Annotated in this window: 24 protein-coding genes; 15 read left to right on the forward strand and 9 right to left on the reverse strand. The window is 57.3% G+C overall.

What is annotated here, in order from left to right:
- Positions 1–21: 21 nt before the first annotated feature.
- Together mgtE and ACR0EL_RS16900 are read left to right on the forward strand one after the other, a co-directional pair.
- A complete protein-coding gene (gene mgtE, locus ACR0EL_RS16895) occupies positions 22–1,416 on the forward strand; it encodes a magnesium transporter (RefSeq protein WP_480501242.1) in 1,395 nt (464 codons plus the stop codon).
- Positions 1,413–1,976 (forward strand): 5-formyltetrahydrofolate cyclo-ligase, encoded by a 564-nt coding sequence (locus ACR0EL_RS16900; RefSeq protein ID WP_480501243.1) that lies wholly within the window; start codon positions 1,413–1,415, stop codon positions 1,974–1,976. The genes mgtE and ACR0EL_RS16900 overlap by 4 nt, the downstream gene beginning before the upstream one ends.
- Here ACR0EL_RS16900 and ACR0EL_RS16905 read toward each other — a convergent pair.
- Positions 1,973–2,200 carry a putative hemolysin gene (locus tag ACR0EL_RS16905; protein WP_480501244.1) on the reverse strand — a complete coding sequence of 76 codons (228 nt, stop codon included), beginning with the start codon at positions 2,198–2,200 and terminating at the stop codon, positions 1,973–1,975. The two genes, ACR0EL_RS16900 and ACR0EL_RS16905, sit on opposite strands and share 4 nt — an antisense overlap.
- 88 nt (positions 2,201–2,288) lie before the next feature.
- Here ACR0EL_RS16905 and ACR0EL_RS16910 point away from each other — a divergent pair, with 88 nt between their 5' ends.
- The 3 genes from ACR0EL_RS16910 (at position 2,289) to ACR0EL_RS16920 (ending at position 5,788) form a co-directional block, all read left to right on the forward strand.
- Positions 2,289–3,101: a TIGR00282 family metallophosphoesterase gene (locus ACR0EL_RS16910; RefSeq protein WP_480501245.1), complete on the forward strand. Its 813-nt coding sequence runs from the start codon at positions 2,289–2,291 to the stop codon at positions 3,099–3,101.
- Between the two features lie 76 nt (positions 3,102–3,177).
- Positions 3,178–4,956, forward strand: a complete 1,779-nt coding sequence (locus ACR0EL_RS16915) for an SLC13 family permease (RefSeq protein WP_480501246.1) — start codon at positions 3,178–3,180, stop codon at positions 4,954–4,956.
- A gap of 97 nt (positions 4,957–5,053) precedes the next feature.
- Positions 5,054–5,788, forward strand: a complete 735-nt coding sequence (locus ACR0EL_RS16920) for a YbaY family lipoprotein (RefSeq protein ID WP_480501247.1) — start codon at positions 5,054–5,056, stop codon at positions 5,786–5,788.
- A gap of 6 nt (positions 5,789–5,794) precedes the next feature.
- On the opposite strand, the gene ACR0EL_RS16925 is transcribed toward ACR0EL_RS16920, so the two are convergent.
- From ACR0EL_RS16925 to ACR0EL_RS16935, 3 genes are all read right to left on the reverse strand, one after another.
- On the reverse strand, positions 5,795–7,456 hold the full coding sequence (locus ACR0EL_RS16925) for an FAD-binding dehydrogenase (protein WP_480501248.1): 1,662 nt from the start codon (positions 7,454–7,456) through the stop codon (positions 5,795–5,797).
- A gap of 11 nt (positions 7,457–7,467) precedes the next feature.
- Positions 7,468–8,325 (reverse strand): bile acid:sodium symporter family protein, encoded by an 858-nt coding sequence (locus tag ACR0EL_RS16930; RefSeq protein WP_480501249.1) that lies wholly within the window; start codon positions 8,323–8,325, stop codon positions 7,468–7,470.
- Positions 8,326–8,398: 73 nt separating this feature from the next.
- Complete coding sequence (locus ACR0EL_RS16935; protein ID WP_480501250.1) at positions 8,399–9,133, reverse strand: glutamine amidotransferase; 735 nt, start codon at positions 9,131–9,133, stop codon at positions 8,399–8,401.
- 97 nt (positions 9,134–9,230) lie between these two features.
- Between ACR0EL_RS16935 and ACR0EL_RS16940 the strand changes: the two genes are divergently transcribed.
- Complete coding sequence (locus ACR0EL_RS16940) at positions 9,231–9,608, forward strand: HAD family hydrolase (protein WP_480501251.1); 378 nt, start codon at positions 9,231–9,233, stop codon at positions 9,606–9,608.
- Positions 9,609–9,857 (forward strand): HAD family hydrolase, encoded by a 249-nt coding sequence (locus tag ACR0EL_RS16945; RefSeq protein WP_480501252.1) that lies wholly within the window; start codon positions 9,609–9,611, stop codon positions 9,855–9,857.
- A gap of 6 nt (positions 9,858–9,863) precedes the next feature.
- Here the strand turns inward: ACR0EL_RS16945 and ACR0EL_RS16950 are convergent, their stop codons facing one another.
- Entirely contained in the window at positions 9,864–11,636 is a 1,773-nt protein-coding gene (locus ACR0EL_RS16950; protein WP_480501253.1) for an SLC13 family permease, read from the reverse strand.
- A 111-nt stretch (positions 11,637–11,747) separates the two neighbouring features.
- Here ACR0EL_RS16950 and ACR0EL_RS16955 point away from each other — a divergent pair, with 111 nt between their 5' ends.
- Entirely contained in the window at positions 11,748–12,488 is a 741-nt protein-coding gene (locus ACR0EL_RS16955) for a YebC/PmpR family DNA-binding transcriptional regulator (protein WP_353011456.1), read from the forward strand.
- 145 nt (positions 12,489–12,633) lie between these two features.
- Entirely contained in the window at positions 12,634–13,917 is a 1,284-nt protein-coding gene (locus ACR0EL_RS16960; RefSeq protein WP_480501254.1) for an MFS transporter, read from the forward strand.
- A gap of 3 nt (positions 13,918–13,920) precedes the next feature.
- Here ACR0EL_RS16960 and ACR0EL_RS16965 read toward each other — a convergent pair whose 3' ends face one another.
- Entirely contained in the window at positions 13,921–14,610 is a 690-nt protein-coding gene (locus ACR0EL_RS16965; RefSeq protein ID WP_480501255.1) for a nitroreductase family protein, read from the reverse strand.
- A 4-nt stretch (positions 14,611–14,614) separates the two neighbouring features.
- Positions 14,615–15,532, reverse strand: a complete 918-nt coding sequence (locus ACR0EL_RS16970; protein WP_480501256.1) for a LysR family transcriptional regulator ArgP — start codon at positions 15,530–15,532, stop codon at positions 14,615–14,617.
- Positions 15,533–15,618: 86 nt separating this feature from the next.
- Between ACR0EL_RS16970 and ACR0EL_RS16975 the strand changes: the two genes are divergently transcribed.
- The 4 genes from ACR0EL_RS16975 to ACR0EL_RS16990 all read left to right on the forward strand — a co-directional run bounded on the left by ACR0EL_RS16975 (position 15,619) and on the right by ACR0EL_RS16990 (position 19,199).
- Positions 15,619–16,218, forward strand: a complete 600-nt coding sequence (locus tag ACR0EL_RS16975; RefSeq protein WP_480501257.1) for a LysE/ArgO family amino acid transporter — start codon at positions 15,619–15,621, stop codon at positions 16,216–16,218.
- Positions 16,219–16,258: 40 nt separating this feature from the next.
- Positions 16,259–17,167, forward strand: a complete 909-nt coding sequence (locus ACR0EL_RS16980; protein ID WP_480501258.1) for a DMT family transporter — start codon at positions 16,259–16,261, stop codon at positions 17,165–17,167.
- A 170-nt stretch (positions 17,168–17,337) separates the two neighbouring features.
- Complete coding sequence (betC, locus tag ACR0EL_RS16985) at positions 17,338–18,846, forward strand: choline-sulfatase (protein ID WP_480501259.1); 1,509 nt, start codon at positions 17,338–17,340, stop codon at positions 18,844–18,846.
- Between the two features lie 113 nt (positions 18,847–18,959).
- On the forward strand, positions 18,960–19,199 hold the full coding sequence (locus ACR0EL_RS16990) for an HP1242/YdcH family protein (protein WP_480501260.1): 240 nt from the start codon (positions 18,960–18,962) through the stop codon (positions 19,197–19,199).
- A 74-nt stretch (positions 19,200–19,273) separates the two neighbouring features.
- Here ACR0EL_RS16990 and ACR0EL_RS16995 read toward each other — a convergent pair whose 3' ends face one another.
- Complete coding sequence (locus tag ACR0EL_RS16995; protein WP_480501261.1) at positions 19,274–20,674, reverse strand: helix-turn-helix domain-containing protein; 1,401 nt, start codon at positions 20,672–20,674, stop codon at positions 19,274–19,276.
- Between the two features lie 65 nt (positions 20,675–20,739).
- Positions 20,740–21,945, reverse strand: a complete 1,206-nt coding sequence (locus ACR0EL_RS17000; protein ID WP_480501262.1) for a multidrug effflux MFS transporter — start codon at positions 21,943–21,945, stop codon at positions 20,740–20,742.
- Positions 21,946–22,127: 182 nt separating this feature from the next.
- Between ACR0EL_RS17000 and ACR0EL_RS17005 the strand changes: the two genes are divergently transcribed.
- Together ACR0EL_RS17005 and ACR0EL_RS17010 are read left to right on the forward strand one after the other, a co-directional pair.
- A complete protein-coding gene (locus ACR0EL_RS17005; RefSeq protein WP_480501263.1) occupies positions 22,128–23,660 on the forward strand; it encodes an acyl-CoA carboxylase subunit beta in 1,533 nt (510 codons plus the stop codon).
- A 111-nt stretch (positions 23,661–23,771) separates the two neighbouring features.
- Complete coding sequence (locus tag ACR0EL_RS17010) at positions 23,772–24,257, forward strand: DUF6497 family protein (protein ID WP_353011441.1); 486 nt, start codon at positions 23,772–23,774, stop codon at positions 24,255–24,257.
- The last annotated feature ends 85 nt before the right edge of the window (positions 24,258–24,342 follow it).

Raw genomic sequence — 24,342 nt, forward strand, 5'->3', positions numbered from 1 at the left:
ACCGACTTAACGGGGGCAGATATGACGACAGGCTTTGATGAACCCGTAAGTGACTTGACCTCTGACGAGGATGTCTTTGTGCTGGATCGCCGGACTGTCGCGGCCATTCTCTATGCCGTAGACGTGGATGATCGGGCCAAGCTGATCGAGCTGATGGAGCCGCTGCACGCAGCCGACATCGCCGACCTTCTGGAACAGATCAACCCTTATGACCGTGCCCGGCTGATCCGTCTGTATGACAAGGAATTTGATGGCGATATCCTCTCGGAACTGGATGAATCGGTCCGGGAAGAAGTCATCAGTGTCCTGAAACCTGATGTTCTGGCCGAAGCCGTTCGGGACATGGAAAGCGACGATGTCGTTGACCTGCTGGAAGACCTTGAAGAACCGCAGCAGGAAACCATTTTGGACGCGCTGGAAGATTCCGAGCGCGTCGCGGCGGAGCAGGCGCTTGCCTATCCGGAAAACTCGGCCGGTCGCCTTATGCAGCGCGAGGTGGTCATGGCTCCTGAGCATTGGACCGTGGGCCAAGCTATCGATTTCATGCGCGCCAATGACGACTTGCCCGAGCAATTCTATCACGTCGTTCTGGTCGATCCGCGCCTGAAGCCCGTGGCGCAAGTTACCTTGGGCAAGCTGATGGCAACCCGGCGCGAGGTTCCCCTGCATGATCTGACGGAAGAGGAATTTCATGTCATTCCCGTTGATCAGGACGAAGAGGATGTGGCCTATGCGTTCAACCAGTATCACCTAATCTCGGCCCCAGTTGTGGATGCTGATGGTCGTCTGGTCGGGGTGATCACCATTGACGACGCGATGGTGGTTCTGGACGAAGAGCACGAGGAAGACATTCTGCGTCTCGCCGGTGTCAGCGACGAAAGCTCGCTGTCGGACAGCGTTGCCGCAACAAGTCGTCGGCGTTTGCCGTGGCTGGCGGTGAACCTGTGTACAGCCATCTGCGCCTCGCTGGTGATTTCACAATTCGAGGCGGCGATCGATCAGTTGGTGGCGCTGGCGATCCTGATGCCCATTGTGGCCTCAATGGGCGGCAATGCGGGTACGCAATCGCTGACCGTCGCCGTGCGGGCACTGGCCACACGCGACTTGACTGCCGCCAACGTCATGCGTGTGATCCGGCGGGAGCTGCTGGTCGGCATGCTGAACGGGCTGTGCTTTGCCATCGTGTTGGGGACGGTTGGCATGTTGTGGTTTGGCTCACCGCTGCTGGGCGTCGTGATAGGATCAGCCTTGGTCGTCAACATGATCATCGCGGGCTTCGCGGGTACGGTAGTACCTGTGGTGCTGGACCGAATGGGTGTTGACCCGGCGCTGGCATCGGGGACCTTTGTAACAACCACAACGGATGTCATGGGGTTCTTCATCTTCTTGGGACTTGCCAGCGTGGTGCTTTTGTGACCGATCTGACTGAAATCAAGGCTGCGGCGCGCAAAGCGGCATTCGCCCGCCGCAAAACCGCGTTTGACGTACGCTTGCCGGGGGCGGCAGGACGCCTGTCCGAAGTGCTGGCTGGCTACCGCGGTGTGCCGCTGTCCGGCTATATGCCGATCCGAACCGAGATCGACCCGCTGCCTGCCATGGCTGAGGCTTCGGCCTATGGTCCGGTTGGTGTTCCGGTGATCCAAGCTGCCGGTCAGGCGCTTAAGTTCTCGCGCTGGACACCAGAAGGCGCGTTGAAAGATGGGCCTTTTGGCGCAAAGGTGCCTGAGGTTGACGACTATTTCGACCCCGAAATCCTGATCGTTCCACTGGTGGCCTTCGATGCGCAGGGCGGGCGCCTGGGCTATGGTGGTGGGTTCTATGATCGCACGCTGGAAGGGCTACGCGCCAAGCGTCCGACCCTGGCCATCGGCTTTGCCTTTGATGCGCAAGAAGCCGAGGGGCTGCCTCTGGAACCCACAGATCAGCCCTTGGATATGGTGGTCACCGAAAGCCGAGTTCTGAGTTTCAAAACTTAACCCATATTCTCGGCTCGGAAATACTCCCATGCATCCCGCGTTGAGCCATCGGGCAGGGTGCAGATCCCGGTTTGGCCATCCTCGCCGTCGACTATCTGATACTGCCCGCCTTTTTCGGCGCAGAAGGTCGCTGCCGGGTTGGCCAGCCCGGTCGTCGGCTCCGAAGGCTGATCGCAGGAGGCGAGGGGGGCAAGAAGGGCGGCGGATATAAGGTAACGGGTCATGAATGTCTCCTGTCCAATGCAGTTTTGCGCTTTATGGCCTTAGTTTAACCGCTTGTGCTTGGCATTGACCACACTTAGGACGGTTGGCATGAGGATACTTTTTCTGGGTGACGTCATGGGCCGGGCGGGACGCACGGCCATCCAGCAGCATCTGCCGCGTCTGCGCGATGAGTGGCGGCTGGATTTCGTTGTGGTCAATGGCGAGAACGCCTCGAACGGGATGGGCCTGACCGGCGATCACGCCAAGCTGTTGCTGGATGCAGGTGCAGATTGTGTGACGTTGGGCGATCATGCCTTCGACCAGAAAGATATGCTGCAGTTCATCGAGAAAGAGCCGCGCATCGTGCGCCCGGTGAACTTTGCGAAAGGCGCACCGGGGCGCGGGCATCGCCTGTTCAACGCGCCGGGAGGGCGCAAGGTGCTGGTGGTTCAGGTGCTGGGGCAGGTCTTTATGAAACGGCCCTTTGACGATCCGTTCTCGGCCATAGAACCGATCCTGAAATCTCACCCGCGCGGCGGGCAGGCGAATGCGATCATCGTCGATATGCATTGCGAGGCGACGTCCGAGAAAATGGCGATGGGCCATTATTGCGACAAACGCGCCAGCCTCGTGGTGGGGACACATACACATGTGCCCACGGCAGACTCGCAGATCCTGCCCGGTGGCACGGCCTATCTGACGGATGCGGGGATGTGCGGTGACTACGATTCCGTCATCGGTATGGACAAGGTCGAGCCGCTGCGCCGGTTTATAACCGGCATGCCCAAGGCCCGGTTCACTCCTGCCAATGGCGAAGCAACGCTGAGCGGTGTGTTTGTCGAGACCAATGATCAGGACGGCAGCGCAAAAACCGTGCGCATGGTACGCGTCGGTGGGCGGCTAGAGCAGGCGGGTCCGTAAAGGCTTGCCCTGCCTCGCGCAATGCGGGAAACTACCCGTCAGGCGCTTGGGCCAGGGTTCGGACAGAATACCACGAATGCACTTCCTTTCACTGACAGACACCGGCAGCGCAATTCTGGCGCTTTTGATTGTTGCGGGCATGTTCGTCATGTTCCTGCGAGAGGTATACCCAACCGAGGTGGTCGCCATCGGTGGTGTTGCTTTGATGCTTGTGACGGGAATACTGCCCTATCAAAGCGCGCTGGCCGTCCTGTCAAATCCCGCCCCATGGACCATTGCGGCGATGTTCATCATCATGGGGGCACTGGTGCGTACCGGGTCGCTGGATGCCTTTACCTCGACCGCGCAAAAACAGGCGCAAGTGAACCCGAAGATCGCCATCGCCTTGCTTATGGCATTTGTGGTTCTGGCCTCGGCGGTGGTTTCTAACACGCCCGTTGTTGTTGTGATGATCCCGGTCTTTGTTCAGATTGCGCGCACGCTGAATGTACCAGCCTCAAAACTACTGATCCCGCTCAGTTATGCGGCCATTCTGGGTGGAACGCTGACCCTGATCGGAACCTCGACCAACCTGCTCGTGGATGGTGTTGCCCGCGCGCAAGGTATGCAACCCTTCACGATTTTCGAGGTTACCCCGCTGGGCATCGCGCTCGTTATCTATGGTATGGTCTACCTGCGTTTTATCGCGCCCCGTCTACTACCAGATCGGGATAGCATGGCATCGCTGCTTAGCGATCGCTCCAAAATGAAGTTCTTTACCGAGGCCGTCATCCCACCCGACAGCAACCTGATCGGGCGCGAAGTAACCGGCGTGCAGTTGTTCAAACGCCCCGGCGTACGACTGATCGACGTTGTGCGCGGCGATGACTCGCTGCGCCGCAATCTGCAAGGCGTGACGCTCAATGTGGGTGATCGGGTGGTTCTGCGCACCGAGATGACCGAACTTTTGAGCCTGCAACGCAACAAAGAGCTAAAGCGGGTCGATCAGGTCTCGGCGATTGAGACTAAAACGGTCGAGGTGCTGATCACTCCGGGCTGTCGTATGGTTGGACGCACGCTTGGAGCGCTCAGGCTGCGACGGCGCTATGGTGTTTATGTTCTGGCGGTTCATCGTCGGAACCAGAATATCGGCCGACAGTTGGACGATCTGGTCGTTCGCGTGGGCGATACTTTGTTGTTGGAAGGCTCGCCTGCCGACATTCAGAAACTGGCCGCAGATATGGACATGGTCGATGTGACCCAACCGTCGGCGCGTGCATTCCGTCGCAGCCACGCACCGATTGCAATTGGCGCACTGGTCGGCATCGTCGCGCTGGCTGCGCTGGGTGTCGCGCCAATTCTGTTGCTGTCGATTTTGGCGGTCGCAGTCGTCCTGGTCACGCGTTGCATCGATGCGGATGAGGCGTTTTCCTTTGTTGAGGGCCGCCTGCTGGCCCTCATTTTTGCAATGCTTGCCATCGGAGCCGCTCTTGATGCTTCGGGTGCAGTGTCGCTGATTGTCGAGGCCATCGCGCCTTCGCTTGGGCTATTGCCACCTTTCTTGATCATATGGGCGGTATATCTACTGACCTCGGTCTTAACTGAACTGGTGTCGAACAATGCGGTTGCAGTTGTGGTTACACCGATCGCCATCGGGTTGGCGCAAGCTGTGGGGATGGATCCACGCCCCTTGGTTGTCGCTGTCATGGTTGCGGCTTCGGCGTCTTTTGCAACGCCCATTGGATACCAGACCAATATGATGGTCTATGGCCCCGGCGGATACAGGTTTACTGATTTTATGAAGGTGGGCATACCGCTCAACCTGACGGTTGGGCTGCTGGCGTCGCTGCTGATCCCATTGATCTGGCCGCTCTGAGATCGGCGCAAGCTTGCCGCTGCGCTGCGATGGCCCTTGTAAAATCACACGAACATACAAAGCTTTGTGCATGTGATTGTGCAGAAGGAATTGAATCATGTCTGCGAGAGCAACCGCAATTTGCGCTGCAACGGCTTTGCTGACGGGAATGGGCCAGGCGGGTATCGCCGGAACCGTTGAAGGATCAGCCACCTATCGTGAACGGATCGCTGTTCCGCCAGATGCCACCTTGTATGTTGAACTTCAGGATGTCTCTCTGGCGGACGCACCTGCTGTGACCTTGGCCGCGCAGCGCTATGCCTTGAGCGGTGTTCCTGCACAATTTGAGCTGACCTATGACGACGCACTGATCTGGGACGGGCACCGCTATAGCGTTCGTGCGTCGATTTCGCAGGGTCAAAGGCTGTTGTTCACTACAGATACCAGTAATCCGGTTCTGACAAACGGTGCCGATGATGCGGTCGATCTGATCTTGGTTCAGGTTCAGGATGATCCATCTCTGGACAACACAGATTGGATTGTTGGAACGCTGAACGGCGCTCCGGTTGAGACTGAACGGAGGCCAGAGCTGATCTTTGCGCAAAACGGTGATTTTTCTGGCAGTGGCGGATGTAACCGGTTCACCGGTCAGGCCGAGATTTCAGGCAATCAGATCGACTTTCCAGACAATATGGCTGCAACCCTAATGGCGTGCCCACCTCCGTTGGATGAGGTCGAACGTGAGTTCCTGAAAGCGCTGCAAACCATCACGAGTTTTGCACGGCAAGGGGATGCATTGGCGCTGTTGGATGGGGCGGGTGAGCCGGTCATCAAACTGGTACGCAAACAGTAAGCTTAGTTAAGCCACCGCACGTGACCGGCCTGCATTGCGGCCCGAGAAGATACAGCCGCCGAGGAATGTGCCCTCAAGCGCATTGTAGCCGTGATAGCCACCACCACCAAAGCCTGCAACCTCTCCGGCAGCGAACAGGCCGGGCACCACTTGCCCGTCAGCACCGATCATCTGGCTATCCAGATTGGTCTGCAGCCCGCCCAGGGTCTTGCGGGTTAGCACATGCAGTTTGACCGCAATCAGCGGACCGTTCGAGGGGTCAAGGAACTTGTGCGGCTTTGCAGTGCGGATCAGTTTGTCCCCGCGATAGTTGCGCGCAGCAAGGATCGCCATCATCTGCGCATCTTTCGAGAACGGATTGTCGACCTGAGAATCCCGCGCCTCAATCTGTGCCCGCAGATGCGCCTCGTCAATCAATCCGCCGCCCAACTGGTTCATACCGCTGACTAGTTCGGTCAGGGTATTGGCGACGACAAAATCCTCACCCTTTTCCTTGAAGGCCTCGACCGGTGCGGTGGCTCTCGCGCCCGACAAAATGCGCTGCAGGATGACCTCTTTCCAACTGCCCGAGGTAAAATCGGGGTTTTGTTCTGATCCGGATAGGGCGAATTCTTTTTTTATCACCTTCTGCGTTAGTACAAACCAGCTGTAATCGTATCCGGTTCTTAGGATCTCGCGAAGGGTCCCCAAAGTGTCGAAGCCCGGCAGGCAAGGTGGTTCCATCCGGTTGCCGGTCGCGTCGAACCACATCGAGCTTGGTCCGGGCAGGATACGAATGCCATGGGCGGGCCATATCGGATCCCAGTTCTTGACGCCTTCGGTATAGTGCCACATGCGGTCGCCGTTGATCACATGGCCGCCAGCCTTTTCGCTGATCGCGATCATGCGGCCATCGACGTGAAAAGGAACACCGGCCACCATGTCTTTGGGCGGCTCACCCAGGCGCGCACGCGGCCAGTTCTGGCGGACCATCTCGAAATTGCCACCGATCCCGCCGGATGCGACGATGACCGAAGGTGCGTAGAATTCGAACTCTCCAACCTCTTCCCGGTTGGTCTTGCCGCCGCGCTGGGCGGTGTCGTCGGCCAGAACCTCACCCGACACGCCTTTGGCGGTGCCGTTTTGCATGATGATGTGACTGACCTGGTGGCGGTACTTCAACTCGATCAAACCAGCGCTGACATGCTCTTTGACGCGGCGAATGAAGTGTTCCAGAACGCCGGGGCCTGTGCCCCAGGTGATATGAAACCGGGGGACCGAGTTTCCATGCCCATTGGCGAAAGACCCGCCTCTTTCGGCCCATCCGACAACCGGGAACCAGCGCAGGCCCATCTCATGCAGCCAAGGACGCATTTCCCCGGCTGCAAACTCCACATAGGCCTCGGCCCATTTGCGCGGCCAGGTATCTTCGTCGCGGTCGAACTGTGCGCTGCCCATCCAGTCGCGCAGGGCCAGTTCATGACTGTCCTTGATCCCCATCCGGCGTTGTTCCGGCGTATCGACCATGAACAGCCCACCCAGGCTCCAGAACGCCTGGCCACCCAGAAAGCTTTCGGGTTCCTGATCAACCATGATCACTTTTTTGCCGCGGTCGCCTAGCTCGGCTGCTGCAGCCAACCCCGCCAATCCGCTACCAACGACAATTGCATCTGCGGTGGTATTGGTCATGAGCGGTCCTTTCAGCGTTTGCGGAACCAGATGAGAAATGGCAGCACGACCGCATACATCGTGATCCCGTAGACGGCAGATGGCAGGGCCAACGGGCTGAACCCGCTGTCGGTACTGGTGATCAGGGCCGCCAGCGTAATCCCCAGCGTCGAGTTCTGGATGCCCGTATCGATCGAGATACTCTTACACTCGGCCCATGACAGGTTTGCGGCACGCGCGATCCCCAGCCCGATCAGCAAAAGCGCGATATTCAAGGAAATCAAGCCCGTGCCCATAATGCCAAGGTTATCGACAAAAGTTTGCCAGTTTCCGGCGAGTGCCGCCACGACGATCAGAACGAAAAGAATGGAGGCAAGCGTGGACAAGCCACCTTCAACGCGGTTTGCAAACCCTGTTGCAAACTTACGAATACTGACGCCGATGGCGACGGGAAGGGTTGTGATCAGGAACATGGCAATGGCCAAACCGGTGATCGACACTTCGGGTGCGTTTTCTCCCATAAAATGCGCGATAGACCATGCCGCCAGAACCGGAACTGTCAGGATCGACAGAATGCTGATTACCGCGGTCAGGCTGACCGATAAGGCCACATCGCCCTTGGCAAGTTTGGTCAGGATGTTGCTGGTTACACCGCCGGGGCAGAAGCTGAGCAACATAAAACCAACCGCGATCTCAGGGGGAAAGCCAAACAAGGTAACAGTTGCAAACGCGGCGATGGGCAGCAGCACCACCTGACACACCGCACCGATGGCAAAGGGGATTTTGCGGCTTAGCACACGTCGGAAATCCGCGATCTCAAGCCCGATACCCAGCGACAGCATGATAATGGCCAGCGAGATCGGCAGGCCGACATTGATAAGAAAATCCAAGAACAACTCCTCCCCAGGGTGTTTTGGATCAGCCTACGCGAGCTTGAAAGCCGCAGGCAATACCGCCGTTAGGTCACTTGTAGCGCTGGGCAAACCGGCGCAGGATTTCACCGGGCTGGGTGACATCTGCGCTGTTGCAGATATCGATCAGGGTTTGCGCGTCTTCGGGCGGGAAATAGCCGTGATGCTTATAGATGTTGATGCGCTGCTCGAAATCCTTTGCATCCGCCTCGGGGTGAAATTGCGTGGCATAGACGTTCCGCCCCCAGCGGATCATTTGAAACGGGCAGGGATCTGAGGCGACGAGGTGCACGCACCCCTCTGGCAAGGCTTGTACGGCCTCTTTGTGGCCGACAAAAGCGTCGAATTCTGGGCTTAACCCCGCGGTCAGCGGGTCTCTCGCGCCATCGTCTGTCAGACGGCAGACCGAGGGGCCGACCGGTTCCCCGAACTGGGCCTTGCTGACATCCCCGCCCAGATGAGCCGCCAGAACACCCAAGCCATAGCAACAGCCCATGAACGGATGATCATGTGCTGTGATCTGAGGCATAAGCCCCATCACCGCGCCCTCAATCTTTGCGTCAAGCCCGGATTTCGTTTTGGGATCGTCACTGACGCAGCCTGGGCCTCCGCCGACGATGACACCCGCGTAATCCGTGACACTTAGTCCCTCGGGCAGGTCCTCGCAATCCAGCCGAATGCGGTGGGTCTGCTCAGGCGCGAGGCCGGTTTTGTCCAAAATCGAGGCATATTCGGCATCCGAGGCATCTGTCTCGGGACGCAATTGGAGGATCAGAAAACGTTTCACTAGTTGCCTCTATTGCGCTTGCGAACCTTGGCAGCCGTGGTTGTCCCAGGATTATGCTTTGTTAATCTGACATCGGAACTTTGGAAAGGGACTGTCCGTGACGCCAAACACTGTAATCGCCTGGGATTTCGATGGGGTACTCAATCAAAACATCCGTGACGGCGTTTTCTTGTGGGCGCAACACTTTGAGCAGGATCTCGGCCAATCTCTGGACGTGTTTACCCATCATGTATTCAGGAACGATTTCGACCGGATTATAACCGGGCAGGAAGATCTGCGCGATCGTGTGGCTGAATGGGCTGGCATGGTTGGTTTTGCGCCGGGCGCCGACGCGGTGTTGGACTATTGGTTCCAGAAAGATGCACTACCTGACCCCAAGGTCATGGACGTATTGGACGCGATATCGCGTCGGGGTGTTAGACAAGTTATTGCGACCAATAATGAAACACGGCGGGTCACCTTTATTGAACGTTAAATGGGGTTCTTGGATCGAGTCGAATGCGTGTTCTCATCCGGTCGGATGGGGGTGCGAAAGCCGCATCTTGGATTCTATGAGCAAGTCACCGACGCACTGCACGTCACTTCGGACCAGATGCTGCTTGTCGATGACTATCATGCCAGCGTTGAAGCCGCTCGTCAGGCGGGTTGGCGCGCCTATCTGTTCTCCGAAGAAACAAAGGACGAGATATTGGGTCTGCTCCGGGATGAATTCTTGTTTTCCTAAGCGCGTTCAAAGCGGCCAGAAGACAAGGATTGAGGGGATCGAGACTGCGATGATCAGGATCTCCAATGGCAATCCCATACGCCAGTAGTCGCCGAACCTGTAGCCACCCGGGCCCAGAACCAGTGTGTTGTTCTTGTGCCCGATGGGGGTGAGGAATGCAGCCGAGGCTGCCACCGCAACCGTCATCAGGAATGGATCGGGTGAAACTTCCAAACTACGTGCCATCTGGATACCAACAGGGGCGGCGACAATGGCCGTGGCGGTGTTGTTCAGCACATCCGACAGGGTCATGGTCACGACCATCAGTACCGTGAGAATAGCCCAAGCGGGCAAGCCATTGGTCAGTTGGATCAAGGCGTTCGCGATGAGTTCAGTTCCGCCAGAGGTCTCCAGCGCACTGCCCAAAGGGATCATCGACCCTAACAGTACGACAACGGGCCATTCGATGTGATTGTAGATGTCGCTGATCGGCATGATCTTGGTCAGAACATAGGCAATGACCACAAGCCCCAAGGCAATGGGCAGATAGATCAGCCCGACGCTCGCCGCCAAAACAGCAGCCGCGAACAGACCAATGGCCAGCCATGCTTTTTCATTTGCGGTTACGTTCAACCCGCGCTGCGCCAGTGGCAAACAGCCCAGCCATTCGGTCACATCAGCGCCTCTGTCGCGGGGGCAGAGTAGCAGAAGGATATCGCCTGCTTCCACCTTGGTCTTACGGACCTGTTCGGTGATCTGGCGACCCTGACGGGAAATGCCCATCAAAACGGTGCTCTGCCGCCATGCCAGCCCCAACCCCTGAGCGGTGCGACCTGTAATGCGTGCGCTTTCGGTGACGACGACCTCGATCACTTCAAGCCCTTCGCCCTCGGCGGTCAGCACCTCCTGCCGCCGCGTGTCCGAGAAATCCAGCTTCAGGGCAGCGCGAAACTCGTCCAGCGCTTCGGGGCGGGCTTCCAGCACCAGCGCGTCGCCTTCTTTCAGCGTCGCGTGGGACGAACGGCCATAGCGTCGTTTGCCATCTCGGATCAGGCCAATGATGGCGACATCTGATTTCTCGGCATCTTCGTAAAGCTCGCTGACACGCTTGCCGATATGAGGGGAGTCCGGTGGTAGCGTCAGTTCCGCGATATATTCCGCTATGGAGTCCGAGGCTTCCTGTTGCGGGCCCCGATTTGGGATCAGGCGCCAGCCGATCAGCGACACAAACGCGAGCCCGGCAATGGCGGCAATACCGCCAACCGGAGCAAAATCGAACATCTTGAAGGGCTCGCCCAGCGTTTCTGCGCGAATTGAGGCGATAATGATATTCGGCGGTGTGCCGATCAGTGTGGCCATGCCACCAAGGATTGTCGCGAAGCTGAGCGGCATCAGCGACAGTCCCACCGATCGCCCGGCCTTGCGTGCGGTCTGAATGTCCACCGGCATCAGCAGGGCCAACGCGGCAACGTTATTCATGAAGGCAGACAGTACTGCTCCGATCCCGCCCATTAACGCAATATGCGACCCCAGTCCGCGTGAGGCGTCGACCAAAGTACGTGTGATCAGGAAGACGGCCCCCGATCGGACCAATCCTGCAGAGACGACCAGAACCAACGCAACGATGATCGTTGCGGGATGGCCAAACCCGGCGAAGGCATTGTCCACCGGTACAACACCCAGCACCACACCGATCATTAGGGCGGCAAAGGCCACGAGATCATAGCGGAACCGGCCCCATAGCAGCATTCCAAAAACAGCAGCAAAAAGCGTGAAAAGAATGATTTGTTCTGTCGTCATGCCGCCACCATACCTGCACGCGGGCGTCTCGCAAGCCGATCCCTTGATCCTGCCCCCTGCAACCGTCTATATGAGCGCCGAACACGCAATTACGAATGACGAGGACGCACCATGGCAGGCCATTCCAAATGGGCCAATATCCAGCACCGCAAGGGACGTCAGGACGCCGCGCGGTCCAAACTGTTTTCCAAGCTGTCGAAAGAGATCACGGTGGCCGCCAAGATGGGCGACCCAGATCCCGACAAGAACCCGCGCCTGCGTCTGGCGGTGAAAGAGGCCAAGTCGAACTCGGTCCCCAAGGACGTGATCGACCGCGCGATCAAGAAATCGGTTGCGGGTGAAGGCGACGAATACGAAGAAATCCGGTACGAGGGCTACGGCCCCAACGGTGTGGCCGTGATCGTTGAGACCATGACCGACAACCGCAACCGGACGGCTTCGACCGTTCGTTCCACGTTCTCGAAGAACGGCGGTAATCTGGGTGAGACCGGCTCGGTCGGGTTCATGTTCGACCGCAAGGGTGAAGTCGTTTATCCAGCAGATGCAGGCGATGCGGACACGATTTTCGAAGCCGCGATTGAAGCAGGTGCCGAAGATGTCGAAAGTTCTGAAGATGGTCACATCATCTGGTGCGCGGATACCGATCTGAACGATGTCTCAAACGCTTTGGAAGGGGCTCTGGGCGAGTCTGAATCGACCAAGCTGATCTGGAAGCCCACCACCACGACCGAGTTGGGTCTGGAGGACATGCAAAAGCTGATGAAGCTGGTCGATGCGCTTGAGGACGATGACGACGTTCAGCGCGTCACAACCAATTTCGAAGCCACTGATGAGGTCATGGCACAGCTGTAACGTTTAGCGCATTGCGTTTTTCGAAGCCCGGTCATATTGGCCGGGCTTTTTTGATGCATTAGGGGTGCTTGGCCGAAACTCTGGAACAGAATAGGTTGAACGGAATCGAACAGCCTAAGCGCAGGCGCGAGTGTTGGTAGAATGAATGACCCAGGACGCAAGTGAATTGGCAAAGCGCAACGTCCCGGTTTTGACCGGGCAGAGCATTTTGTCCCAGGTCGCGTGGACCTTGGGGAGCCCGTCTGTTGTATTGCCCTTTCTGGCTGTGTCTTTCGAATTGCCGATGTTTGTTGCGGGTGCACTGGTTTCGGTCCGTATGGTCGGCAGCATGATCGCAGATTTCTTTCTGGCTCGACCCATTGCGGCCCAACCCAGAAAGAAGCGCGCCATCGCAATGACCGAGTTTGTGATCGGAATCTGCCTGCTTATCGCGATGGCCGTTGCCGCGTCAGGCGTCGTGCCCCTGGTCGCTGTAGCGTTTGTTGTGGTCTTTTTTGTGATTGGTCTGGTCGATGAAATGCAGAACCTTATGTATACCGACCTACTTGCGGATCATGTCCAATCCAAATCACGTATTTCAATGCGGTATTTGCAGTTTGGGGCCGGAGGTCTGGCGGCGATAGGTTTGGCCCTGCTGATCCATGAGATCACAAAGGACAACCCTCCGTTTTCGCGACACTCTGCTGTGATTGCAGTATCATTCACGTTCTTCGTGCTGTCGGGGATCTGCATCATGGCGCTGGCTGAGATCGGTAAAACCACAGGCGCATCGACCGACGGGAAACCTGCGGTCAAATTGTCATTCAAAGCAAATATAAAAACCATTGTTGAGATGTTCGATCACGCATGGTTCAGGCGCTACATGACAATGCGCATGCCTTTGGTTGTTGTGTCCTTGTCGGTTCCCTTCTTCGCCTTGATCGCGGCCGAGGCGCATCATGCGTCCGCCAAAGGGTTGACCGCGATGATTGTCTCGTCAGCTTCTGGGTATCTGGTGGCGGCGCCGCTTTGGCAAGTTGTCAATATGAAGTCGCATCGAGCCGTGATGGTTACGGGCACTCTGATGGTCGCGGTGACTGGAATGGTGTTGTTGACGTTTCACTATCTCAAGCTGGATCATGATGTGCATCTGCACGCGATTGCCCTGTTCATCGTGACGGTTGCCACCACGGGTGTCAGCAGCGCGCGCAAACTGTATTTTCTGGATGTCGCCCCAAAAGATCAGCGCGTTCAGGCCTCGGCTGTGGTCAAGAGCATTGCCCGGATTGCAGCGGTTGTCTTGTCCGCCGGACTGGCCGCGATTGCACATATGCACGAGGTTGCCTTGGCCGTTGTCTTTATCGTGGGGTGCAGCCTGATCTCGGCTATAACATGCTACAGGATCGCAGTGCCGAAGGCTCAGGCAAAGGCCGAAGAAACCAGCGTATGAGGGTCAGAAGAACGACGCGATTTCCTCCAATGGTTTCTTCAGCTTGGCCACAGACGGAACTGTCGCAGTATCCGAAGGGTGTCCAACCGCGATGATCATCGTGGGTTTTTCCGAGGCTCGCCTCTCTAGAGCCCCGTTCAGAAACTTCATCGGATTGGGTGTGTGCGTTAGCGTTGACAAACCGGCGTGATGCAGCGCGGCCAGCAGGAACCCGGTTGCGATATTCACGCTTTCGGGGACGTAGTAGTTCTTGTAGCGCGTGCCGTCCTCGAACTCGCCCCAGCGTTGGGCGAAAACCACGATCAGCCAGGGGGCGATGGTCAGGTGCTCTTTCACGGCATTGGTGCCAATCGGTTCCAATGCCTTGATCCATTCATCCCCGGCGCCACCGGCATAGAACCTGCGTTCCTCTTCCTCGGCTTCTTCGCGGATCTGCTGTTTCAGAGCGGAATCTGAGATAGCCGCAAAGTGCCATGGCTGATGATTGGCGCCCGACGGGGCCGTGCCAGCCGTGCGCAGGCATGTTTCGATCACCGCTTTCTCGACCGGGCGGGCCGAGAAATCGCGTACCGTATGGCGCTGTCGCATCTTGTCGTGAAAGGCCAGTGCAGCCTGCTGCATCTGATCGTCGCTGATCTCGCACCGGTCGGGCAGGGGGATCGGATCATAGCTGAGGGCGTCGCGTGAAAACATAAGGTTACTCCGTAGGTTTGCCTCTTATCCGTTTGCGCGCGCCGGGGATCAAGGCTTTGGCTGCAGCCGCTTTGACCGCCTTGGTTAGCGGGGCCAGAGCTGGGGACAGGACGCGACCGACTTGCCAGGTCAACGCAACATCCAGATGTGCATCTGGAATGAGGGGCTGCAACTTCCCTTCGGTTATGGGCTTGCGCACCAACGGTTCAGGGTTCATCCCCCAGCCGACGCCTGCAATCGCGGCATCAACGAAGCCGTGAGAGGATGGCAAAAAATGGGTTGGTGGCGTAATGCGACCACCCGCCTGAGCCTCAAACCATGCCTTTTGCAGGCCATCTTTGCGGTTGAAAACAAGGCAGGGGGCGGCGCTGAGGGTGGATTTGTTTACACCTTTCGAAAACCAACGCTGCATGAAATCCGGGCTAGCCGTTGGCAAATATCTTAGGGCTCCAAGCTCGGTGGCATCACAACCCGTCACCGGTTGACCATCCACGGTGATCGCTGCGCTGACTTCGCCCCGGCGTAACCATTGGGCCGAATGGTCCTGATCATCGATGACCAAATCAAACAGCAGACCCGGAGTGTTGGCCATGACGTCAATAAACAGGGTCGCCAGTATATCCGCCGGAATGGCCACGCGCACGCGGGCGGTTTCAGTGGTTTGGTCAAGCGATAGCTCACGCGAGAGCTGTGCTTCGAGCAAACCGATATCTTCTGCATATTGCGCGATCCGCAAACCGGCTGGCGTTCCGGTACAGGGGCTTCCGCGATTGATCAGGGTCGCGCCGACGCGATCCTCCAGCGCTTTGATCCGCTGAGAGATTGCGGAAGGAGTAACAGCCAAAGCACTCGCGGCCGCATCAAAGCTGCCATGGCGCAAAATCGCGGACAGCGCTGACAGGTGATGAGGGTCGAGGAGCATTAGCCAAACTTAACTCAGTTTACCATCATTAATTTGATAGATCACGTGGATGACGGTAGTCAACGCCTCGAACAGTAGGAGGTATCATGTTCTCAACCTTCATCGCCGGTTTTGCGCTTAGTTTCAGCCTGATCCTTGCGATTGGGGCCCAAAACGCCTTTATCCTGCGACAGGGGTTGCGCCGCGAACATGTCTTTGTCCTGTGTCTGACCTGTGGGCTGTCTGACGCGATCCTGATTGCCGCCGGGGTTGCGGGATTTGGAACATTGGCGCAGGCCTTGCCGTGGTTTGAAACTGTGATGCGGTATGGTGGTGCCGCTTTCCTGATCTGGTATGCTTTTCGAAGCTTCTTGTCCGCTTGGAAGGGTGGTGCGGCTCTCAAGGCCGGGAATGGCCAGGCAACCAGCCTGCGAACAGCCATGCTGACCGTTATGGCCTTCACTTGGTTGAACCCGCATGTTTATTTGGACACGGTTGTTCTGATCGGCTCAATCTCGGCGCAGTATGACGACCGGCTGAGCTTTGCAATTGGTGCGATGCTGGCGAGTTTCGTATTCTTCTTCACCCTTGGCTACGGGGCCAGGATCTTGTCGCCGTTCTTTGCGCGGCCAAGAGCCTGGCAGGTGCTGGATGTGATCATTGGCATCGTCATGCTGGGTATTGCTTTGAAACTTGTTATCATGTGAAGGGTTGCCCGTGCCGACGTTTCGGTGTTCAACCTAACGCATGAATTCCCAAGCTATTTCCGCGCGCCCGATCGCTGGCATGTTCTGGATGTTTGCCGCCGGGTTGAGCTTTGTTGTCATGACGGCGCTGGTCAAATCTCTGGGCCCGACGATGGACCCGATACAGGCAGCATTTCTGCGCTACGTTCTGGGTCTTGTATTCCTGTTACCTGCGTTGCGATCAATTCTAGCGACCCATCTCAGTAAACGTGATCTTGCATTGTTTGGGCTACGTGGCGTGATCCATGGCGGCGCGGTCATGCTGTGGTTCTACGCGATGACGCAGATCCCGTTGGCCGAGGTGACGGCGATGAACTACATGACCCCGGTCTACGTCACACTGGGTGCTGCGCTGTTTCTGGGTGAGAAGCTGGCTTTTCGCCGGATCGCCGCCATTCTGGTGGCGCTGGTTGGAGTTCTGATCATCTTGCGACCGGGATTCCGAGAGGTCTCGCCCGGCCATGTTGCCATGCTCGGCACCGCGCTGACCCTCGGCGGATCTTATCTGCTCGCCAAGTTGCTGGTGCGCGATATCCCACCTTCGGTTGTTGTGGCACATCTGTCGATCTGGGTCACAATTGTATTGATCCCATTCGCCATCGCGGTCTGGAGCCCACCCAGCCTGCGCGATATTGGTGTCCTTTTTCTGGTGGCGAGCTTTGCTACGGCAGGGCACTATTTCATGACGCTGGCTTTGCAGGCCGCACCGGTAGCGGTTACGCAGCCAGTCACATTCCTGCAATTGATCTGGGCCACCGTGTTGGGCGCGCTGGTTTTCAGTGAGCCCATTGATATCTGGGTGGTTGCTGGCGGTACACTGATCTTGGCGGCGGTCAGCTTCATTTCCTGGCGCGAGGCTTTGCTGAACCGACGTGAACTGACACCACCCACCATCGCAACAAAGCTGTGATTTTGTATCACGGAATGTTTGTTGATTGACGAGTCAACGTCTGCGCCCTAGCGTTTGCAGGCTGCGCCAAAGCAGGGTGGGGATCTTTCCCGTGCGATGAGATCATCGGCTATCGTGCCAGGTCCTGAAACCCAGTTCTTTGGCCGTCACTTTCTGATTGGGGCCCGACAATGACCAAGCCGAATATTCTGATCCTGATGGTGGATCAGCTGAATGGAACCCTATTTCCCGATGGCCCGGCTGAGTGGCTGCATGCGCCCAATCTGAAGAAGCTGGCAGCGTGCTCGACCCGCTTCGCCAATGCCTATACCGCCTCGCCCCTATGCGCGCCGGGCCGGGCGAGTTTCATGTCTGGTCAGTTGCCCTCGCGCACCGGGGTTTACGACAACGCCGCCGAGTTTCGTAGCGATATCCCGACCTATGCGCATCATCTGCGCCGCGCGGGATACTACACCTGTCTGTCCGGAAAAATGCACTTTGTCGGGCCGGATCAGTTGCACGGGTTCGAAGACCGGCTGACAACCGATATTTACCCCGCCGATTTCGGCTGGACCCCGGACTATCGCAAACCCGGTGAGCGGATTGATTGGTGGTATCACAATATGGGTTCGGTCACCGGCGCCGGGGTGGCCGAGATTTCCAACCAGATGGAATATGATGACGAAGTCGCCTACCATGCGAAAGCCAAGATCTACGATCTGGCCCGGGGGCAGGATGACCGTCCGTGGTGCCTGACCGTCAGCTTTACGCATCCGCACGACCCTTACGTTGCGCGCCGCAAGTACTGGGACCTGTATGAGGATTGCGAGCATCTGCTGCCTGATGTCGCGGACCTTGGCTATGACAATCAGGACCCGCATTCCAAGCGGATTTTCGATGCGAATGACTGGCGCAGCTTTGATATCTCCGAAGACGACATTCGCAAATCCCGCCGGGCCTATTTCGCGAATATCTCGTATCTGGACGACAAGATTGGTGAGATCCTCGAAGTGCTTGAAACCACCCGCCAGGAGGCGATCATCCTCTTTGTCTCGGATCACGGCGACATGTTGGGCGAGCGGGGATTGTGGTTCAAGATGACCTTCTTTGAAGGCTCGGCCCGCGTTCCGCTAATGATCTCGGCCCCTGATCTGCCACCGGGGCGGATCGACACGCCGGTTTCAACCATCGATGTAACGCCCACGTTGGGCGCCCTATCCGGTGTCGACATGGCTGAGATTGCCCCATGGACGGATGGTGAAGACCTGTGCCCATTGGCAAAAGGGGCCGAACGGACTGCGCCCGTGGCAATGGAATACGCAGCCGAAGCGTCTTATGCACCGCTCGTTTCCCTTCGATATGGCAAGTGGAAGTATAACCGCTGTGCCCTTGATCCAGATCAGCTGTTTGACCTTGAGACGGACCCGCATGAACTGACCAATCTGGCCGACAATCCAGACCATGCGGGCACGCTACAAAGCCTGCGCGCGAAATCGCAGGCGCGATGGGATCTGGATCGGTTCGACGCGGATGTGCGAGCCAGTCAGGCGCGCCGCTGGGTGGTTTATGAGGCATTGCGGCAGGGCGGCTACTACCCTTGGGACTATCAGCCCCTGCAAAAAGCCTCGGAACGTTATATGCGCAATCATATGGATCTGAACGAGGTTGAGGACAGACAGCGTTTCCCACGCGGCGAGTAGTCGTGCGCTTGGGTTTGGTGGGATGGATCCCTTCGGTTTGATCCGCGTCAATGTGGCGGGTGTTCTGGGTTGCTAGATAGATCCCACACAATTTTGTTTTAGGAGCGAACAGCATGTCTCACACCCCGCACGAACTGGCCGAAGAGTTTCCGGACAAGGTCGAGCTGATGAGCCAGCTCAAGCAATCGGACGCACATTTTGCGCGTCTGGCCGATGAGTATCATGAGATCAACAGGCAGGTGCACCGGGCCGAGACAAATATCGAACCCGTGGAAGAACTGGCCGAAGGTGAGATGCGCAAGAAACGCACGGCGCTGAAAGACGAAATCTGGGCAATGTTGACTAAAGCCTGAGGGCTTGGGCCGGGGGCTCTGCCCCCGTCGCGGCGGGCCGCGACTCCCCTAAGGTATTTTCAGCCAGGAGGAGTTCAGGTCACCTTGTAGGGCAGGGTGCCGCGCGTATGGGTGTCGATGCTCAGGCGGCGCTCCAAAGGTGGAACTGAACGCTGATGGCAGGTTTGTCGTTCGCAAATCCGGCAGGAAATGCCGATAGGCTCGTAGGCACTGGCATTGTTGATGTCGAGATTGTCGGCATAGACAAGGGCCTGAGCGTGGCGCACCTCGCATCCCAGAGCGATGGCATAGCGGCGGACGGGCGCGCCGTAGGAACCGCCTGACTTCGAGATATCGCGCGCCAGCGAGATGTATTTGACCCCGTCCGGTGTTTCCGCAAGCTGCAACAGAAAGTGCCCGGGCGTTTCGAAGGCGCGGTGCACATTCCATAGCGGGCAGGCGCCTCCGAAGCGGGCGAATTGCAACCGCGTTGCGGAATGGCGTTTGGTGATGGTTCCGGCCTGATCAACGCGGACAAAGAAGAACGGGATGCCCTTGGCCCCAGGCCGTTGCAGCGTTGAGAGGCGGTGCGCGATCTGTTCGATTGATGCGCCGAAACGGGTACTGAGCAATTCCAGATCATGGCGGGTTTCCTGTGCGGCAGCCAAAAAACTGGCATAGGGCATCAGCGACGCGCCCGCAAAATAATTGGCTAATCCGATCTTGGCGATGGATCGTGCCTCGTCGCTTTGGAACTTGGCAAAGTCCAGCGTGGCTTCGAGCAGTTTATCCTGACTGATCAGAGCGACCTGCAGCAGCAACTGGAAGACCTGTGTTTGCGGCGCTGCGCGGGACGACAGGCGCAAGGTTTTGCTTTCAGAATCATAGACGCGCAAGGTCTCGATGTCTGAGAACACGACCTGAATGCCACGCTCGGCCAGGCTGTTCAGTGCGGCCTCTCGGACTCCCCCTGGCGTCTCGGCCCGATTGGCGAACAGTTCGGCGGCGCGGTCGACGGCGTCGATGTAGTTATCGCAATAGTGAAAGAAGTCTCGCACCTCTTCCCATGGGCTGGCTTGCGTGCGTGAATCTTCGCGTCCCAATGCCTCGTCCAATGAGGCGAGGCGTTCATGGGTTTGCCGGTAGGTGCGATGAAGTTCGATAAAGGCACGCGCCAAAGCGGGCGCGTTCGAAGCCGTCAATCGCAGATCGGCCAAAGGTGGAATGGCATCGGCAAAAACCGGATCGGCGAGCGCTTCGCGCATATCAGAGACCAGACGTTCGCTATCGCCTGTGCTGAGCTCGGTGACATCCATCCCGAATTCCTGTGCCAATGCCAGCACGACTGTGGTTGAGATCGGACGGTTGTTGTTTTCCATCTGATTTAGGTAGGGCAGCGATACGCCAAGTTTTCCGGCAAATTCTTTTTGCGTGAGGGACAGCCGAGTGCGCATCTCGCGAAGTTTGGCGCCTGCATAGAGTTTTTGGGTGGCCATGGCATGCCTTTGCAAGTTTACCTGCCTGGGAGGCTAACTTTGCAAACTCTGGAAGGCAAGCGGGCTTACAGGCCCAATTGTCGTTCGCGCCGGATTACCGAATAGATGGAGCAGATGGCCAGAACCGCCGTCGTCAGCATCAACCATAACAACGGCATGGCGCCTGTCTCGACCGTTAGTAGAGCTCCGGCAAGCGCGCTCAGCCCTGCGCCGCCACCCAGCATAATAGCCCCGCTTAGGCCCGCTGCGGTGGCTGCCAGATGCGGGCGAACAGAGAGTGCGCCGGACGTCGCGTTGGGTATGGTCATACCGTTGCCGAGTCCTACAAACGTCATGAAACTGAAAAAGCTAAGCGCGCTGCCAGCGCCGATCAGGAACAGCACGGCTGAAATTGCCACTCCAGCGGCGTTTAGGATGCTGCCCCAAAGAACCATTCGGTTGACGCCAAAGCGCACAGAGTAGCGCCCGCTCAGGAAGTTCCCGAGAAAGTATCCAACCGCAGGCGCGCCAAAATAGAACCCAACTTCGGCTGCGCTAAGCCCGAATAGTTCGGTTCCAATGAATGGTGCGCCACCTAGATAGGCAAAGAACGCGCCAGACGAGAACGCAGACGAAAGTGAATAGCCCCAAAAGCGTGGGGATTTCAGAAGCTCGGGATATTCCCTGAATTGTTGGATCAGGGTTTTGCCGCTTTTTGCAGAGGTTTCGCCGAAGTCCCAGTAGGTTAAGGCCAGTATCAGTGTGCCCAACGCGAATGGTAGCCAGAAATTGGCTTTCCAGCCAAAGCTTTCTTCAAGGATACCTCCGATCGCGGGGCCAATCATCGGAACCACTGCCATCCCCATGGTGACATAGCCAATCATGGACGCCGCCTGATCCTGATCATACATGTCCCGAACCGCCGCGCGGCTGAGAACCATCCCGACAACGATCACCGCCTGGCACATTCGAAAGAACAAAAAAACCTCGGCAGTGGGGGCGTAGATGCATCCGAGCGTCGCCAGCAAAAACAACGAAAGTCCCCACAGCAGCACCGGCCTGCGCCCGGCTTTGTCCGCGATGGGGCCGATCAGGATTTGCAGCACCGCATTGACCAGCAGATACAGCGCAATCGACAACTGCATGACCTTGTAGTCAGTCGCAAAATACAGCGCCATGTTCGGTAGGCTGGGCAAGAACAAGTTCATGCTCAGCGCCGCTAGGCCTGACAGTAATACAAGTGTGCCGATTGTGGGTGGCGTGCGGCGAACCGCAGTCGATCTGAACTGCATTGTTCACATGTATAGTGGCGGTTTTTGGGAATGCCAGATCAGTATCGAGCGAACTGGATATATTAGCAGTTTTACAATTTATCAGGATGTGGTTTCCAAATATTTGCAAATTTGCTGGAAAGAACTTTAGCCAAGGCTGCTCAGCGGGTAGTGTTCGCCAAATTTAACAGGGGATATGCGCCATGAAAGACATCCTTTCCGAGCTTGAAAACCGTCGTGACGCGGCGCGTTTGGGCGGTGGGCAAAAGCGAATTAATGCCCAACACGGTCGCGGCAAGTTGACTGCGCGCGAGCGGATCGAACTGCTGCTGGACGAAGGCAGTTTCGAAGAGTTCGACATGTTTGTCAGCCACCGCTGCACCGATTTCGGCATGGAAAAACAGCAGCCTGCAGGGGATGGTGTGGTAACCGGATGGGGCACGATCAATGGACGCATGGTCTATGTGTTCAGCCAGGATTTCACGGTCTTTGGTGGCTCGCTTTCGGAAACGCATGCTCAAAAGATCTGTAAGGTCATGGATATGGCGGTTCAGAACGGAGCGCCCATCATCGGCATCAACGACTCGGGTGGTGCGCGTATCCAGGAAGGTGTGGCGTCACTTGCGGGCTATGCCGAGGTGTTTCAGCGCAACATCACCGCCTCGGGCGTGGTGCCGCAGATCAGCGTGATCATGGGGCCTTGCGCGGGCGGTGCGGTGTACAGCCCGGCGATGACGGACTTTATCTTCATGGTCAAGGACTCGTCCTATATGTTCGTGACCGGCCCCGACGTGGTCAAAACCGTTACAAACGAAGTGGTCACGGCTGAAGAGCTTGGCGGTGCATCAACCCACACTAAAAAGTCATCCGTCGCGGATGGCGCGTTTGAAAACGATGTTGAAGCACTGGCCGAGGTGCGCCGCCTAGTCGACTTCCTGCCGCTGAACAACCGCGAGAAACCTCCGGTCCGTCCGTTCTTTGATGATCCGGATCGCGTGGAGAGATCCTTGGATACTTTGGTACCGGACAATCCGAACACACCATACGACATGAAGGAACTGATCACGAAGATCGCGGACGAAGGCGATTTCTACGAGATCCAGGAAGATTTCGCCAAGAACATCATCACCGGTTTTATCCGGCTCGAAGGGCAGACAGTTGGCGTTGTTGCGAACCAGCCGATGGTTTTGGCAGGGTGTTTGGACATCGATAGCTCGCGCAAAGCGGCGCGGTTCGTTCGCTTCTGTGACTGTTTCGAGATCCCGATCCTGACACTGGTCGACGTGCCGGGCTTCTTGCCGGGAACGCAGCAGGAATACAGCGGGGTGATCAAGCACGGTGCCAAACTGCTTTATGCCTATGGCGAAGCGACAGTGCCGAAGGTCACTGTTATTACCCGCAAGGCTTATGGCGGCGCCTATGTGGTTATGGCGTCCAAGCATCTGCGCGGCGATTTCAACTATGCCTGGCCCACGGCCGAGATCGCGGTGATGGGCGCAAAAGGTGCGACCGAGATCATCCACCGCGCCGATCTGAAAGATGCCGAGAAAACCGCGCAACACGTGGCCGACTACGAGGATCGCTTTGCGAATCCGTTTGTGGCGGCTGAACGTGGCTTTGTGGACGAGGTGATCATGCCCCATTCAACTCGCCGCCGTGTTTCGCGTGCTTTCGCCAGCTTGCGGGGCAAGCAGCTGAAGAACCCTTGGAAAAAGCACGACAATATCCCGTTGTAAGGCCCTCAGGGCGGAAAAACCGCCCTGTGCCTTGGGTCACGCTGAAAATGAGGATGGTTTAGAACCTGCCGCCAAGTAAGGCAGGTTTGACAAAAACTGCTAAATAGTTGAATGATCCGCTCCAGCAATCATAGAACTGCGCAGGCCGCAAGCACTGCGCGCGCGACCCCGGAAGGAGGAGCTTGCCATTGGCGGGTCCGGGGCCGCGCCATAGTTTTGCTAACCAGCCTGTTTGCCACCCCGGCTTTCCCACAATCGGAAACCCCGCTGCCCGTGCCATCTGGTCAGCCCGTGCACCTGAACAATGTTCTATTGGACAACAATCCGGGTGAGCTTTGGGTTCGGTTTCGGTTCATTGCCCCAAAGATCGGGGCAACGGTGGGTCGGATCGGCTATGACGTCGCCACGAAGGATATGGCGCATCTGTGCCAGACTTTGGCGATTGCCTATGTCGCTCAGCACGAATTGGACCCGGCCCTTGTAATCATCTCGCTCGCCGACCGGCCTATCGAATTCGGCGACAGCGCACCGGATGCCACACAGTTCTTTGAAGCCTACCGGTTGGAACCGTCCGGGTGTATCTGGGAGGGGCTTTGACCATGATCATCGGATTTCATGTGCTCAAAGCGTCTCAGATCAATGATGCGGCTTTGGAGGTGCGCACTATGACCTCATCCCGAAA

The organism is Ruegeria sp. AH12, from assembly GCF_056541465.1.